This is a genomic window from Fulvivirga lutea, assembly GCF_017068455.1.
Taxonomy (GTDB): Bacteria; Bacteroidota; Bacteroidia; order Cytophagales; family Cyclobacteriaceae; genus Fulvivirga; species Fulvivirga lutea.
Window position 1 is genome coordinate 1,692,812 of the sequence record NZ_CP070608.1, and the last position, 15,034, is coordinate 1,707,845.

Sequence of the window (15,034 nt, forward strand, 5' to 3'; positions counted from 1 at the left end):
TTACTTTATCATCTTTTCATAATCACCACTTTTTGAAGGATCTACAGCAGCAAGAATATCATAGGCTTCTCTACGTAAGGCTATACTTCCTTCTGAGAAAATATTTATCAACTCATCTCTTTTAGCATCAAGGAAAGCTATTACTAATATGGAGTTTGGAAAAGCATTCTTAACCTTGCGCATTTCCTTTAATACTTCCAAAATGATTTTTCGGCTATTTTCAGGATCTTTATCAAACGTATCCAGTGCCAGTCTGTGGTACCTGTAAAGCGATCTTCTAAACGGGATAATTTGCTGATTTGTAAGGTTTTCTACTAACCAATACCTATTTCTTGTACTTCCTAATGCATCCCAACCTGCTCTACCAGATTGTTGGGCATTGTTCACCACATTGAGTGCCTGTTGAAAATAGTCTGTTCCGCCTAACTCGCTAAAAGAATCGTAATCCATACCTAAGATCATATAACTATAATAGGCAAGGAGAGAAGTTAAATTGCTAATGTAGGTTTGATCGTTGTATTCCAATGGCTGAGAATCGACATACTCAAATTGCCAATCTCTGTCGGCAAAGTTTAGGAGGATAGATTCGTAATTGGTGTTGTATACCGGCCGTGCCGCCTGTACCTGTACTGTAGCTTCAAAGACACCAATACTTTTTGGGTTTTGTAGCGTAATAATGATGTTGGCGTTAATTTTTTCAAAGGATTCATAAACATCAGTAGTCCATTGCCTTGAATTTAAAAACTGGGCAAAAGCAGTTTCCATATCCTTGAATACTGTTCTATCTGACGACTGTACCTGATCAGCATTCACTGCTACACGAACGTTAAGCTCCTGTGCGTTGAGTGTGCTGAAAAGTAGGAGAGTTACTATAAAAGGCCCTATGAACTTATTTAACATCAATGATAGAATTAATGATATCTTTTGCTACTTCTTGTTTGCTTTTAAGATCAAACGCTTTAGAATTATTATTCTTATCAATGATAGTGATTTTGTTGGTGTCATGCCCAAAACCCGCGCCTTTATCATTCAAAGAATTAAGAACAATAAGATCGAAATTTTTCGATTTCAGCTTTGAGGATGCATTGCTACTTTCGTTTTCTGTTTCAAGGGCAAATCCAACATTTATTTGATGTTTCTTTTTAAGCTTCCCTAGTTCTGCTGCAATATCAAATGTTTTAACCAATTCAAGGGTCATCTCTTCACCCTTCTTTTTTATTTTTTGATCCGCTTTTATTTTTGGTCTGTAATCGGCTACCGCAGCAGATAGTATGCAAATATCAACTTTGCTATAGTGCTCTTTACAGGCAGTAAACATCTCATCGGCTGAACTTACAGATATAAGCTGTATTGCAGAGTTACTTACGGAAAGGTGCGTTGGACCCGAAACAAGAATGACCTCAGCACCCTGACTTGCTGCTTCATGGGCAATAGCATAACCCATTTTGCCTGAAGAATGATTTCCGATAAATCGTACCGGGTCGAGTGCTTCATACGTTGGGCCAGCTGTTATCAATACTTTTTTACCAGCTAATTTTCCTTTTGAAAAGTTTTTTTCTAATTCCTCAACAATTTCTTCAGGTTCTTGCATCCTCCCTTCACCAACCAATCCGCTGGCGAGCTCGCCACTGGCAGGAACAATTACCTTATTGCCATACGATTGTAATTTGGCTAAATTTTCTTTCGTGCTTTTGTGAGCATACATATCTAAATCCATTGCTGGAGCAACAAAAACAGGGCATTTGGCAGATAGGTATGTAGCAAGTAATAGATTGTCGCAATAGCCATTTGCCATTTTAGCGATGGTATTAGCACTTGCGGGAGCAATGACTATCAGATCAGCCCAAAGGCCTAAATCTACATGGTTTGTCCATTCTCCAGTTTCTGAATTACTAAACTTGTTGAGAACAGGATTTTTGGAAAGTGTAGAAAGTGTGAGTGGGGTGATAAAATCAAGTGCAGAGTCGGTCATAATTACCTTAACCTCTGCACCTGCTTTTACCAATAGTCTGACTAGTAGTGCAGACTTATATACGGCAATGCTTCCACATACTCCGATAATTATTTTTTTACCCTGGAGCATGTGAGAGCTATTATAGTTCTAATTTATTCTCCTCTTCTTCTCTGTAACGGAAGTCCACTTTATCTTCAAGAAATTCTTCGATAGCCACGTTAGTAGACTTAGGTAGTCTTTCGTAGAACTTAGAAATTTCTATTTGTTCTCTGTTTTCAAAGATTTCTTCCAGGTTATCTACTGTAGAAGCGAATTCAGCAAGTTTTGCATTTAATTCTTCTTTTACATTTACTGCAACCTGTCTTGCTCTCTTTCCGATGATTACAATTGACTCATAGATGTTGCCAGATTTCTCAGCAATTTTATCTGTGTCTCTTGTTACGATTGATGCTTGAATAGCCATATTACTCTAATTTAATTATTCTTTGCTAGTTGATTTAATTTACTCAGGCTGTCGCCATATTTTTTGTCTGCCTCTCTTAAGTAAGCACTTGAAGGATATAGGTCTAAGAATTCCAGATAGAACTCATTCGCTTTTCTATATCGCTCTTCCTGCTTGGAGTAGATACTTTTTTCTGCCAACCTGTACTGAGCCATAAATTTAAGAAAAGAAATCTCCTCGTTAAATTCAGAATCAGGGTAGTCATTGGCGAAACTTTCAAATGCTACCACAGCAGCTTTGAAATACTCCAGTTTATAATATTGTTTGGCATTCTCGTATGCCTTTTTTTCTAATTTTTGCTGTATGTCGTCAATTACTTTTGATGCATCATCTCTGAACTCGCTATTCGGATATCTGTTAATGAAATTCTGCATTGAAACAACCGCTTCTATACTGGAAGTTTGGTCCAAATTGTATTCAGGAGAATTAACATACAATGAATAAGCCCTCATGTACCTTGCCTCCTGAGCAAACTCGCTTCGTGCGTACGTTTCGTAAAATGTCTTAAAATGATGCGCTGCCAATAGGTAAAACTCTTGATAGTACTGTGCATAGGCCAGGTAAAACTGCACCTTTTCACCCTCAGGTAAACCTCTGATGATTGGTAAAATTTGCTCAAACAAAATGCTTGATCTGTAGTAGTCCTTATTCTCATAATAATTCATAGCGGCATCGTACTTCACTTTCCAGTCAGGATTTTTTTCAATCCTCCTGAATTTGCTGCAAGATGCTACTAAAAAAATGATGATAATAAGTAAGAAATGGCGCATTAACCCTCTTTTCAACATAAGCCTGCAAATATAGCTAGTATTTACTAATAATCAACTTAACGTAGTTTTCTTAAAACTAGTTTCTGATAATATTATTGGATGTTTTTTGGATTTATTTTCTGATGACAATTTTGTGTGTGGTTACGCCATCACCATCGATGTAAAGTGTGTAGAAATAAACTCCTGGATTAAAGTCTTCTGTAATAATTTTCAATTTAGATTCAAAAGGGATTAAATCATACCGGCCAATAATGCTACCCAATACATTATGCAAAACAATTTCGGCATTCACATTTTCATCTTTCAAGTTGTAATTTAAAACAGCAAATTCAGATACTGGATTTGGATAGATCTCCTTTAACTGAATTTCTTCTGATTCGTATAAAAACTTCTCATCAACAGCCTCCTCGATGGTATAATTTACTTCATATTCAATAGCATCTGAAGGGTTATCTCGATTATAAATGAGGTATTTTACTGAGCTTATTCCAGGTACCAATCCTGCTTCTAATGTGCTCACAAACTTTTGAGAAACTTCTTGCGCAGAAATTCTCTTAGAAAGCGGAATTTGATCATCATCCTTGTTTAAACAATCTTCTCCCCAGCAGATGTAAGTGCTTTGACTGGTTCCAATTACTTTATCCAACCTTCGAATGACAATCTGAATAGGTTTGTTTGTGAGGTTTCTTATGGGGATTTCTGCAGCTACCTTTTCACCCACTTTGCCCGTGAAAACTTTGCCTGACCCAACCACCTCGAAGCTCTGTGCATGGCTGGAAAAGCCAAACACAAGTAATAGAGCTGATGTGATTAATGCACGCATAAGTTTATAGCTACATAATAACTTAAATTAGTCTTTTAAGTTATGAAAAAAATGAAATTAATTCAACTATAATTAGTGCTAATTGTCCTTTTTGATCGGGGTCTTTTTTGGTTCTCTTGATATCGGGGCTGATTTCATTTGAACTTCACCCGGAATCTCAACATTGGTAGGCTTAGTAACGGGCGGGGTGTTGTCTACCTCTTCTTTATTTCTGGTGTGATCCAATGCGTAAATTTCCTCTTTTACAGGCCTTTGTTCTATGCGCCAGTTAAACCCTTTCAATCTGGTTTCAGGTGCTTTTAGTTCATGAGGTGGAATGAAAGAAGCATCAGGATTCACGTAAAATGAAATATTATCAGCTTTATTTAGTTTGAAATTGATGGTCATGGAGCTGCAAAATATTTTGTTCATACCAACCAAGGCTGTTTCTTCATCATTCAATGCAAAAAATAGGCTCTCACCATTACCTGTAACATCCACTTTTTTTATTTTTCCCGAATTAAAAAAGGCTACCATTTCCCTGCCTTTGATTTGGTTGAAATTGTCAATACTATCAGTGGATACTACAAAGGAGTTCTGATCCATGTTCAATCGGTCGATACTGTTATTGGCGATGACAACATTGATTGAATCCGCAGTCATCTGATTTCCTTCCGTCCAAAGCACGGGATCATCATAAAAGAAAAGCATGCTATCTGCAGTCACATAAGCCAGCGAATCTGCAATACCTTGTAAATCGGATTTATAAATCTGAACGTTTTTGTAGGCTAACAGGCGCTTTTTGGCCGGATCTTTACTTTCTATTGCTACCAAGGTATCTGCAGTTAGAAACAACGTATCCAAATCCATGATTTTTTTCATCAGCGCCTTGCCATAGACTTTTGCAATTCCCTTATCGCGATAGTAAATACTGTTTTCACCCGTGATGATAACATCTTGCTCTTTGCTAATCATTTCTACTTCGCCAACAGCCCGATACAGTTTCCTGATATCATCCAGAAATAATTGATTGCCTGTTAAAGTGTACGTTTCAGTTTCTACTTCGCCTTTGGCAAGGTTAGATTTACGAATGTTAGTATTATACTCGCCTTCCTCATATTCAAATACATTTCCCTCAACATCTGTGAGAACAGTATGATCGCGGAAATAAACAATGTTAGTTTTGGTGTGATACTGAAGCGTGTCAGATTCAAGCGTATAATCAGGATTTTTGCCTACCACATTCTTTTTAAAGGAAGCCATATTGGTATTTACCTGATAATAGCCCTTTTCACTTGTAAGCACATTGGCTGAATCCACTAACTTACCACCGTTATAATATCTGGCCTGCTGCCGGATACGGTCGTAATCAAGAAAATCAGTGTAGAGAGTTACACTTTTTAATTTTTTAAAAACCACGTCTTCTCTCAATTTGGCCATTTTATTATCGCCTGTATAGGTTAGGCGTTTTGACGTGATAGTTACAGAATCGCCTTCCGTTATACGCACATGACCAAAGGCATTTACGATGTTTTCTTTTTTGTAAAGGATTGCAGAGTCGCAGTAGATGGTAGTTTCATTCTGCTCAAAAACAACGTTACCTACGAAGCGGTCGAAGCGCTTGCCGGATTTATCTACCCCACCAATCAACTTATCGGCTTTTTTAAGCTTCACTTTTTTTTGAGCTTGTGTGACCGAAGCAAGGCAAATTGCCAGCAGAATGAATGAATATTTTATTACTAATTTTATCATGTTTGTATCTGGAGTGCAAAACTAATTAAAAATACTTCGTACCTGTATGGTAAACGAATTTTTGACTTTTGTGAATAGTGAAAGGTTGTTCAAGAAAACAGACAAGCTGCTTGTGGCGGTAAGTGGGGGCAAAGATTCTGTTGTATTGGTGCATTTACTCAATAAGCTTGGATTCAACTTTTCAATAGCGCATTGTAATTTTAGGCTTAGAGGCAATGAATCGGATGGTGATGAAGTTTTTGTAAAGGGCATTTCCGAGAAAATGAAGGTTGCTTTTTATTCTACCTCTTTCGATACCAAAAAATATGCCAGCAATAAGGGTGTTTCAACCCAGATGGCCGCTCGCGAACTTCGATACAATTGGTTTGATGAACTAATGAAAGCTAACGGTTTCAATTACCTTCTAACAGCGCATCATTTAAACGATTCATTTGAAACGGCATTGTTCAATTTTGTAAAAGGCACCGGTGTTGCGGGGCTGCGTGGAATTAAACCGAAACACAATTATGTGATAAGGCCGCTTATCAATTTCCCCAAATCAATGATTGATGAATACGCTGTAGAGAATGCTATTGAGTGGCGCGAGGATTCAAGCAATGAAAGTTCGGACTATCATAGAAATTACTTGAGACATGAAGTAGTGCCAAAGCTCAAATCAGTTAATGAGAATTTGTTAGGCACATACCAGGTTTCTGCTAGCAGATTATCTTCATTGGAGAGGCTTTTACAAGAAGCTGTGAAAGATTTAAATACTGAAATTGTGGGGGATGGTGATATTAAGGAGATACCACTAAAATCAATTCTCAGAGTTGAACTGGTAGTTTTGGAAGAGTATTTGAAACCATTTGGATTTAACTTTCAACAATGCCAGAGTTTGAAGCAGCTGGCTGTAGGCACAAACTCAGGTAAAATTATCACCTCTACCAATTATCAAATTACCGTTGACAGAGAGACAGCTTTTTTAACTAAAATAAGTAAAACTTTATCTATTGAAGAGGTGATAGATTCCTTTGATTGTAATAAAGGAATAGGTTCTGTACATATCACATTTAAGTCTACCAGTGACTTATCAATTGCCAGGATAAGTGGCATTGAAAAGGTTGACTTAGATAAACTCAAACTACCGATGAAAGTTAGGAGCTGGAGGGAAGGGGATTCGTTTCAACCACTAGGTATGAAGGGCAAAAAAAAGTTAAGTGATTTTATGATTGATGAGAAAATTCCTCTAAACTTGAAATCATCAGTGCTGGTTTTGGAAAGTGATGGACAGATCGTGAGTGTTATAGGCTATAGAATTGACGATCGATTTAAACTGACCAATAAGAGCAAAAAGGCACTTCAAATTCAGATAGTAAATGATTAATCCATTCAAGAAAACTTACACAGAACGAGAGTACAATATTTTTGTATTTCTTGCCAACATGCGATTGTTTTCTGAACTGAATTATAAGCAGATGGCACACTTCATTCCCCACCTGCATGAACGCACTTATGAAAAGGATGAGGTTGTATTTTTTAGGAATGATCCCAGTCACGCATTGTATCTGTTGAGGAAAGGAGAAGTTTCATTGAATATAGATATCAATGATACATTCGAACATTTAACGGAAGTGAAAGCAGGCAATTCTTTAGGAGAATCGTGCTTGTTGAAAAAGGCTAAGCGGCAATTAAATGCGGTGGTTTCATCAGAGAAAGCTGAATTTTACGTAATCCCCCAGGAAAATATCCGTTCTATTTTTGAAGATAATTTGAAGATCAAGAGTAAAATGTTAGAGGCTTTAGCTGAGATCTATAATGAGTACAACTCAAGCCTCTTTTCAGAATACAGAGCCGCTTCCGGCTTCTTTAATTTGCAGTTGGTTTATAGGAAAGACTAACCGAAAAATACGGCCTATTTTTAGCTAAATAAGGGCTAATTTCTAACTTTGCGCTGTCTTAAAAATTTAATCATCTAAAGCATAATAATATGAAAGTTACTGTAGTAGGAGCGGGTGCTGTAGGAGCCAGCTGCGCTGAATACATTGCCATTAAAGACTTCGCTTCTGAAGTGGTTTTAATCGATATCAAAGAAGGTTTTGCTGAAGGTAAGGCCATGGATTTGATGCAAACTGCCTCTTTAAACGGATTCGATACGAAAATAACCGGTACAACCAATGACTATAGCAAAACTGCTGATAGTGATATTGCCGTGATTACTTCCGGTATTCCAAGAAAGCCAGGAATGACAAGAGAAGAGTTAATTTCTACGAATGCTGGCATTGTAAAATCAGTAGCTGAAAATTTAATTAAACATTCACCAAACGTAATTATCATTGTTGTGTCTAACCCAATGGACACCATGACTTACCTTGCCCACAAAGCAACTGGTCTGCCTAAGAACAGAATTATCGGGATGGGTGGCGCACTAGATTCAGCAAGATTTAAATACAGATTAGCTGAGGCATTGGATTGTCCTGCTTCAGATGTAGATGGTATGGTAATTGGCGGACATAGCGATACCGGAATGATTCCATTAACAAGGCTTGCAACTAGAAACAGTGTCCCTGTTTCTAAATTCTTATCTGACGATAAATTGAATTATGTGTTAGAAGAAACTAAAGTGGGTGGTGCTACGCTTACCAAATTATTAGGCACTTCTGCATGGTATGCTCCTGGAGCAGCTGTATCGGCTATGGTTCAAGCTATCGCTTGCGACACTAAGAAAATGTTCCCTAGCTCATGTATGCTTGATGGCGAATATGGCTTATCTGACATTTGTATTGGTGTTCCGGCAATTATTGGCAGAAACGGTATTGAGAAAATTGTTGAGATTGAGCTGGATGATGCAGAGAAAGCAAAATTAGCTGAAAGCGCAGATGCTGTTAAGAAAACAAACGGATTGCTTTAAATAACGTATAGCAAATAAACCTAAGCCGCTTCTAAATCGCTTAGAAGCGGCTTTTTTGTTTATATATCCAAGTAATATGTTTACCTTATGCCTATGTATTGGCTTTATTTAGTTGATTTAATAAGGTTCTCAATGGCTGGAAGATTCATTCTATCATTCACTTTTTGCCTATTCTTAATCAATTCCTCCTACAGTCAACAAACTACTTCAAAAGATAATATTGATGGCATAATAGACCAGGCCAAGTCTGAAATGGTCAGGTTTAATCATGATAAAGCGATTAGCCTGGCTTCGAAATCTTTGAAAGATGCCCTTAATGAAGATTATAAAACAGGGATAATTGAGAGCCTGATGATTATTGGTGAATCAAGAAAACAAAAATCTGATTTTACCGAAGGCTTGAATAATTATTTACAGGCGCTTTCTGAAGCTGAGAAGTTAGGGAGTACTCAATATAAATTGTTCGTCAATGAAAAGCTAGGTCAGTTATTTTATGACTGGGGCGTACCTGAAAAAGCCCTTTTATATTTCGAGGAGGCGCTAAGAATTTCCGAAAAAGAAAAGAAAACGGACGATCAGTTGCTAAATGAAATAGCTGAAACACATATTCAGTTAAGGAATTATTCCGAAACGTTGAGTTATTACCAGCAGCTATTGAGAAGGCAGGAAACACGAAATAATTATGAGGCTGAAGTTCGAACATTGAAGAAAATTTCATCGGTTTATACTTTAATGAAAGAGCCTAATTATGCGTTGAACACGAATTTGAAAATCCTTGAAAAAAATCAGGCTGCCGATGACAAGAATAATACTGCTGTTACTCTTAACTCTATTGGGTTTCTCTATCGGGATCTAAATCAACAACAGAAAGCATTGGAGTATTTTGAACGGGCACTTGAGTTAAATCAACAGTTGAACACAAATGGCGCCAAGAATGATGATATTGTTTCAAACCTGATCAATATTGGTGTGGTTCAGCAATCACTAGGCGATTACCGCGAGTCGATGAAAAGCTTTAGAAATGCTCTGGAGATTAAAGAGGAGAGTGGATCGCCTGTGGAAGTGGCGGTTATGCATAATTATCTCGCTTCCATTAACTACAATCTGGGTAAAAATAGAGAAGCACTTGATCATTGTGAGGAGGCCATCGGGCTGCTTGAAAACAGTGATAATAAGAGATTGCTGGCAAGTGTTTACAAAAAGCAATCGGAAATAATGCAGCGAATGGGCAGCTACCAAGAGGCGTTGGCCAGCTATAAAAAATATACTGTGCTTAAAGACAGCATCTTGTTTAAAGATCAGCTTGCACAAGAAAATGAGAAGTATAAAGAGTTTATTGCTGAAACTACCGAAAAAGAATCCAAGCTAAATATCATCGATCAGGAGATGAAAACCCTGGAATTAACGAATGAGAAAGTAAAGGCGGAGCAGGAGAAGCAGGCCGTTGAGTTGATGTTAAGAGAACAGGAAGTCAAAAATATTTCCTTGCAAAATGAGCAATTGGCCAAAGAAAGGCAGCTTCAAAAGTTGTTGTTGCAACAAGAGAAAATCGAGACTGAACAAAAGGATCAGGAGATACAGCTTCTGGAGCAAACAAAGGAGTTACAGTCGGTAGAGTTGCAGAAGAAAAATTTGGAAGAAAAAGAGCGTTTGAGGGAGATAGAGCTGCAAAAATCTAAATTGGAACTACAAGAGTCGCAACTGGAAACGAGCCGGGAAAGGCAACGAAATCTGTATTATGTTGCGGGGTTATTCTTAATAATTTTGATATTAATATTCGGAGGGTATATCTATCAGCAACGAGTAAATACAAAGCTAAAAACTCAGTATGAGCAAATTAATGAGCAGAAACAAGAAATAGAAAAGATCAATAAAAATCTGGTAGAGCTGAATGAAGAAAAGAATGATTTAATTGGTATTGTAGCTCATGATTTGAAGAGTCCACTGAACCAAATAGCAGGCATGCTCGATATTATTAAGATGACTGCTAGTGACAAGGATGATGATCAAAAAGAACTTGTTGAAAAAATTGATAAGTCGGCCAAACGAATGAAGAGCATGGTTACTCAGATTTTGGATGTAAATGCGATTGAGTCAAAGTCTTTAAACATGAATATTATTTCGGTAGCTACAACAACATTTCTTACTGAAATTATCGACCGTTTTGAGCCTGCTGCTGAAAAGAAGGAAATCACAATTGATAGGCAGGTGGACAGTAATTTACCTAGTATAAAAGTGGATGAAGGCTATGCTTCGGAAGTTCTGGAGAATTTGATGTCTAATTCGATTAAATACTCACCATTAGGTAAAAAAGTAAGGGTAAAAGCATCTCAAGTAAACGGTTATGTTCGAATGGAATTTAAAGATGAGGGGCAGGGGATTAGTAAAGAAGACATGAAAAAACTCTTCGGCAAGTTTCATAAGTTGAGCGCGCGCCCAACCGCAGGCGAAGACTCAACAGGCCTTGGTTTGTCAATCGTTAAGCGCTATGTTGAGGCGCTGAATGGCAACGTTTGGTGTGAGAGCGAGGAGGGTAATGGGGCCAATTTTATTGTGGAGTTTCCTGTCGCTTAATTAGCCCCAATATATACTATCTATTTTGTATTAATTAATTTTTCAACATCAGGGCCAAGACTAGTTAATTTAGCTGTATTTTCTTTTAATAAATCATCTGCCGCTTGGTTGATTTTTTTAACCTTAATTTTTTTCCACTTACTTAAATCAGAGCAGAAATCTTCACTAAAGAGTTTTTTAGAAAGATGATGAATCACATAATAGTTGGCTAAAGGGTGACTGTTTTCACTGTTAGCATTGGCATCATTGATAAACGATTCAACAGTATCAAAAAGAGTCTCCTTTGCCAGGATTAATTCTGTTAGTTTCGCTCGATACTCCAAATCGGGACTTTTAAGTTTAGGAAATAACTTCATATCCACTAAATGTCGAGCTTCATGTGCCAGAAAGCTGACTCGAAAGTCTTCAGAGTTAAGATCATACAGCTTTATAGCACAAAACAATTTATTTTGCTCTGCCCAACCTCCTGAACGCCTGTTATTCAGTGTGGCATAACTGCTCCAACCATAAGAGATAAAATCCTGCATAAATACCACCTCTACCTCGAAACTTTCCTCAGGTAGGTTTACTGTTATCAGAGTGTCCTGCTCATTTTGCCAAATGGGCAAATCCGGTAATCGACCAACTCTGTCAACTTTGCTTCGCGTATGTAAACCTTCACTAGTTATAAAAGAACTAAGGATGAATCCAATACTATCTCTGCTCGGCCTTTTTCCTTGCATTTCAGGAAAGTTTCGGAGAAGGAAAGGAACTACCTGCCCTGCTAATTGACCATCGAAAGTTTCCTCAGGGTTCAGCATTGACTGTCTCCAGTACGATCTAAACATACTATACAATTGATCTATTTTTTCATTATCCACCTGATATTTTCCCCGGTCATTTTCATATTTAAACCGCTGCTCGAATTCATATTTAAAGATGCTATCTTCATCATTCAGCTGGCTATAAGAAATGCTGTCTAAAATGTTAAGTGCGGGTTGAACGTTAGCATCTAACCCATAGGCAAATATCTTTTTGTATGGAATACTCTTTTCCTCCTGTGCTATTAGCGTATTGCTAAACACAGTTGCGCCAAGAACGGCTAAAATTGTTGTCATCTTTTTCATTATTCTGAGTTTTATGTAAAGATGCAGGTGCTTAATCAACTAAAATTGTATGATTTTAACTTTTTAGTGCCAATCGAAATTGGTGTGGAGGTAGGCCAAGTATCGCCTTAAATGATTTGATAAAATGGGCATCGTCAAAAAAGGCCAGTTCTTGTGAAACTCTACTGATGGAATATTTTGTATTAAGCAGTAATTTAACCGCCTGTTGTACTTTGCTATTTAGCTGATACTCTGAAATTGTTTTGCCTGTTTTCTGCTTGAATAGCCTTGATAAATAGACCGGATGAATACAAACTCTATCTGCTATATCATTAAGTCTATGAAACTGATCGGTTTCGCTATCTAATATCTTAATTGCTTTATTAATTGACTGAGTATGTAATTGATTGCAATCAGTGCTAAACTCATTCAACCAATCGAACATATACTCCTCAGCTGCATCGGGGTTTTGGTGAATTTTGAAGTTAACGATCAGTTGGTAAATGGACTTTTGTTGGCTGGTTTTGAACTGGAGAAAAGTATTGGGCGAACTCATTTCAGTCATATTAGACTTGCCGTTTTGCTTTTTAAACTCAATATTGAAACACTTTCCAGGCTTTTCATTGAAAGTGTTTTTGTGAGTATAGGCCTCGGGTCTAAAAAGGATATCACCTGGGTTTACCAAAGTGTTGTCAGTGCCATTTAATTCTGAATAACTGCCAGAAAGCAACACACTTAAGTAGGGATTATCATGATAATGATCATCAATGTGGTGATGAGGATTGTGGTTCGTGATGCTGAAAATAAAGTGTTCCGTTTCCAAATACTCACTGCTACTGCCGAAATATTTCCCTTCACTAAGTCCGATCATAAGTCTTTTGAATTTGTTTTTAGACTTACTGCCATTAGAAAGGTTACATTACTCTAAGATTACCCGATCACAAAAACCTGAACGAGGTTTAGCTGAAAACTCATTCAGCCAAGTTAATTATTTCTGAGGTATGGGCAGGTTGTGTTGCCTTAAAAAAGAGAGCATGTCCCAATAACCTCTTTGGAATTTTATCTTTCCTTCAACTATATGGAAAAAACCACAACCTCTTAACCCTAATGGATCTTTCCATTCAAGAATGGCCCATTCATTGTCTTCAAAAATATTTTCGATAATGCACACCATATCGGCAGTAGCAAATTCCTCCTCAAATTTTTGTCTAATAGCTTTCTTTCCGATGGTGGGGTCTTGATTTACCTGATGGTTAATGGCATCATCATGGTAAAATTCGGCCATGGCATCGGCACTTGCCGCATTAAAGGTTTTAACCCATTCTTTAATTAAATCGCGAGGTTTCATCTACTCCATTTTACAATCAGAGACATCTTTTCTGCCAGTAGAAGGGTTCTTAGTATACGCACTTCCAATATTGCCTGACGCCAGTATCGTACTTTTATTTGCTCCACCATCAAGGTGCACCTTAATGTGTCCATCGAAAGTTAGCATATCGTTGTAGGTAATTAAGGTTTCATCATTGAGTCTATTAAAAATAGTAACACTTTTCCCTGACGTACCTCGCACTGGCAATAAAAGTTTGGCAACTTCGGCATCTGATGTAGAAACATCGCCATAGTGTAAGTGTGCAGGGTGTTCTATCTCACCTTCTGTTCCGGTTAATTCAATGAGGAGTTCAATATTTGAATCTCTTCTTTCCCTAAATGTGGCTGTGCCTTGTATCGGAAAGTCTGAGGATTGTATTAGGTCATAGGTTACCTGATTACCGGTATAGTCAGATACCTCTTCTTCTTCGTTGCAACTAGTTATCCAAATCAGTGAAACTATCAAGAGTAATTTTTTCATCGCTTGTTCATTAAGTTTATTTCTCTGACTTGATTCGTACCAAAGATAATTATCATTAAACATTAACTCCTAGTGTAAAGTTTGGCAAATTTCTAAAACTACCAGATGATCATTTAAAGCCTGTAACGTAAGTTCTGGGTATGATATTGCTTTATTCACACTACACAACTTCACTTCAATGAAAAAGTTACCCCATTAATAATGAGAGAGTTAGGGTAGTTATTTTTGCCCTATAATCATTAAAACACTCTAAAAATCTTCATTAAAAATGAATCATTCAACAGAAGGTGTAACCTTAATAGCGGCATTTGTTTCCGATGTTATTAATCTTTACGAAGGTAAATCTGATCAAACCATTCTAAAAAATATGGCCTCAGATTTAAGTCTGCAAGATCCGATGAAACACGTACCAATGGAAACTTATAACAAAATGTGTAATTGGATAGAGCATAATGTAGGTAAAGCGAATGCTCGGCTGCTAGGTAGAAAAATTGGCGAAACAGCCTATCAAAGCATGGTTGCTCAGAAAATGGTAAATGAAAACAGTTCGCCCATTGAGATGATGAAAGCGTTGCAGCAGGTTGCGAATTTTGTAATTCGCGATCCTCAAAAAAGAGGATGGGAGATAATAAAAGATGAGCCTAAAGAAATTATCATGCGAAGAACACAAACTTTCAACGGTACATTGCAATTGGGTTTGCTAGATACGTTGATAAGAAAGACCAAAGTTGTGTCTCCTTCGGTTGATCTAATTAAAGAGGTGGCGCTAGGTGATGAATATGACGAGTACAGAATAACCTGGTTGAAATTATATTAGAAATTGTTTCATGAATGTAAGGGTGAGGGTGCAACCATCACC

Annotated in this window: 15 protein-coding genes; 5 read left to right on the forward strand and 10 right to left on the reverse strand. The window is 37.4% G+C overall.

The window, feature by feature from the left end; translation table 11 throughout:
• From porD to JR347_RS07670, 6 genes are all read right to left on the reverse strand, one after another.
• Positions 1-900 carry a type IX secretion system protein PorD gene (gene porD, locus JR347_RS07645; RefSeq protein ID WP_205723460.1) on the reverse strand — a complete coding sequence of 300 codons (900 nt, stop codon included), beginning with the start codon at positions 898-900 and terminating at the stop codon, positions 1-3.
• On the reverse strand, positions 890-2,083 hold the full coding sequence (gene coaBC / locus JR347_RS07650; RefSeq protein ID WP_205723461.1) for a bifunctional phosphopantothenoylcysteine decarboxylase/phosphopantothenate--cysteine ligase CoaBC: 1,194 nt from the start codon (positions 2,081-2,083) through the stop codon (positions 890-892). The genes porD and coaBC overlap by 11 nt, the downstream gene beginning before the upstream one ends.
• 10 nt (positions 2,084-2,093) lie before the next feature.
• On the reverse strand, positions 2,094-2,417 hold the full coding sequence (locus tag JR347_RS07655) for a DNA-directed RNA polymerase subunit omega (protein WP_205723462.1): 324 nt from the start codon (positions 2,415-2,417) through the stop codon (positions 2,094-2,096).
• An 11-nt stretch (positions 2,418-2,428) separates the two neighbouring features.
• On the reverse strand, positions 2,429-3,226 hold the full coding sequence (locus JR347_RS07660; RefSeq protein WP_235689773.1) for an outer membrane protein assembly factor BamD: 798 nt from the start codon (positions 3,224-3,226) through the stop codon (positions 2,429-2,431).
• Positions 3,227-3,338: 112 nt separating this feature from the next.
• Positions 3,339-4,049 carry a T9SS type A sorting domain-containing protein gene (locus JR347_RS07665; RefSeq protein ID WP_205723464.1) on the reverse strand — a complete coding sequence of 237 codons (711 nt, stop codon included), beginning with the start codon at positions 4,047-4,049 and terminating at the stop codon, positions 3,339-3,341.
• A gap of 78 nt (positions 4,050-4,127) precedes the next feature.
• Entirely contained in the window at positions 4,128-5,780 is a 1,653-nt protein-coding gene (locus JR347_RS07670; protein WP_205723465.1) for an OstA-like protein, read from the reverse strand.
• Between the two features lie 46 nt (positions 5,781-5,826).
• Here JR347_RS07670 and tilS point away from each other — a divergent pair, with 46 nt between their 5' ends.
• The 4 genes from tilS (at position 5,827) to JR347_RS07690 (ending at position 11,241) form a co-directional block, all read left to right on the forward strand.
• Entirely contained in the window at positions 5,827-7,143 is a 1,317-nt protein-coding gene (gene tilS, locus JR347_RS07675; protein ID WP_205723466.1) for a tRNA lysidine(34) synthetase TilS, read from the forward strand.
• The gene (locus tag JR347_RS07680) at positions 7,136-7,657 is read left to right on the forward strand and encodes a Crp/Fnr family transcriptional regulator (protein ID WP_205723467.1); all 522 of its coding nucleotides are present in this window, start codon (positions 7,136-7,138) and stop codon (positions 7,655-7,657) included. The genes tilS and JR347_RS07680 overlap by 8 nt, the downstream gene beginning before the upstream one ends.
• 89 nt (positions 7,658-7,746) lie before the next feature.
• Complete coding sequence (gene mdh / locus JR347_RS07685; RefSeq protein ID WP_205723468.1) at positions 7,747-8,667, forward strand: malate dehydrogenase; 921 nt, start codon at positions 7,747-7,749, stop codon at positions 8,665-8,667.
• 132 nt (positions 8,668-8,799) lie between these two features.
• Positions 8,800-11,241 (forward strand): tetratricopeptide repeat-containing sensor histidine kinase, encoded by a 2,442-nt coding sequence (locus tag JR347_RS07690; RefSeq protein WP_205723469.1) that lies wholly within the window; start codon positions 8,800-8,802, stop codon positions 11,239-11,241.
• Positions 11,242-11,261: 20 nt separating this feature from the next.
• Here JR347_RS07690 and JR347_RS07695 read toward each other — a convergent pair whose 3' ends face one another.
• From JR347_RS07695 to JR347_RS07710, 4 genes are all read right to left on the reverse strand, one after another.
• Complete coding sequence (locus JR347_RS07695) at positions 11,262-12,347, reverse strand: hypothetical protein (RefSeq protein ID WP_205723470.1); 1,086 nt, start codon at positions 12,345-12,347, stop codon at positions 11,262-11,264.
• 55 nt (positions 12,348-12,402) lie between these two features.
• Positions 12,403-13,197 (reverse strand): helix-turn-helix domain-containing protein, encoded by a 795-nt coding sequence (locus JR347_RS07700; RefSeq protein WP_205723471.1) that lies wholly within the window; start codon positions 13,195-13,197, stop codon positions 12,403-12,405.
• A 117-nt stretch (positions 13,198-13,314) separates the two neighbouring features.
• Positions 13,315-13,674, reverse strand: coding sequence for a nuclear transport factor 2 family protein (locus tag JR347_RS07705; protein WP_205723472.1), 360 nt, complete (start codon positions 13,672-13,674; stop codon positions 13,315-13,317).
• Complete coding sequence (locus tag JR347_RS07710) at positions 13,675-14,175, reverse strand: hypothetical protein (protein ID WP_205723473.1); 501 nt, start codon at positions 14,173-14,175, stop codon at positions 13,675-13,677.
• 268 nt (positions 14,176-14,443) lie between these two features.
• Between JR347_RS07710 and JR347_RS07715 the strand changes: the two genes are divergently transcribed.
• Positions 14,444-14,992, forward strand: a complete 549-nt coding sequence (locus tag JR347_RS07715; RefSeq protein WP_205723474.1) for a hypothetical protein — start codon at positions 14,444-14,446, stop codon at positions 14,990-14,992.
• Positions 14,993-15,034: the final 42 nt, after the last annotated feature.

Coding starts and splice junctions, on each gene's coding strand:
- JR347_RS07660 (WP_235689773.1), bottom strand. CDS start 3,226: ATGCGCCATTTCTTACTTATTATCATCATTTTTTTAGTAGCATCTTGC.
- JR347_RS07665 (WP_205723464.1), bottom strand. CDS start 4,049: ATGCGTGCATTAATCACATCAGCTCTATTACTTGTGTTTGGCTTTTCC.
- JR347_RS07700 (WP_205723471.1), bottom strand. CDS start 13,197: ATGATCGGACTTAGTGAAGGGAAATATTTCGGCAGTAGCAGTGAGTAT.
- tilS (WP_205723466.1), top strand. CDS start 5,827: ATGGTAAACGAATTTTTGACTTTTGTGAATAGTGAAAGGTTGTTCAAG.
- JR347_RS07695 (WP_205723470.1), bottom strand. CDS start 12,347: ATGAAAAAGATGACAACAATTTTAGCCGTTCTTGGCGCAACTGTGTTT.
- JR347_RS07670 (WP_205723465.1), bottom strand. CDS start 5,780: ATGATAAAATTAGTAATAAAATATTCATTCATTCTGCTGGCAATTTGC.
- JR347_RS07690 (WP_205723469.1), top strand. CDS start 8,800: ATGGCTGGAAGATTCATTCTATCATTCACTTTTTGCCTATTCTTAATC.
- JR347_RS07710 (WP_205723473.1), bottom strand. CDS start 14,175: ATGAAAAAATTACTCTTGATAGTTTCACTGATTTGGATAACTAGTTGC.
- JR347_RS07655 (WP_205723462.1), bottom strand. CDS start 2,417: ATGGCTATTCAAGCATCAATCGTAACAAGAGACACAGATAAAATTGCT.
- coaBC (WP_205723461.1), bottom strand. CDS start 2,083: ATGCTCCAGGGTAAAAAAATAATTATCGGAGTATGTGGAAGCATTGCC.
- JR347_RS07715 (WP_205723474.1), top strand. CDS start 14,444: ATGAATCATTCAACAGAAGGTGTAACCTTAATAGCGGCATTTGTTTCC.
- JR347_RS07680 (WP_205723467.1), top strand. CDS start 7,136: ATGATTAATCCATTCAAGAAAACTTACACAGAACGAGAGTACAATATT.
- porD (WP_205723460.1), bottom strand. CDS start 900: ATGTTAAATAAGTTCATAGGGCCTTTTATAGTAACTCTCCTACTTTTC.
- JR347_RS07705 (WP_205723472.1), bottom strand. CDS start 13,674: ATGAAACCTCGCGATTTAATTAAAGAATGGGTTAAAACCTTTAATGCG.
- mdh (WP_205723468.1), top strand. CDS start 7,747: ATGAAAGTTACTGTAGTAGGAGCGGGTGCTGTAGGAGCCAGCTGCGCT.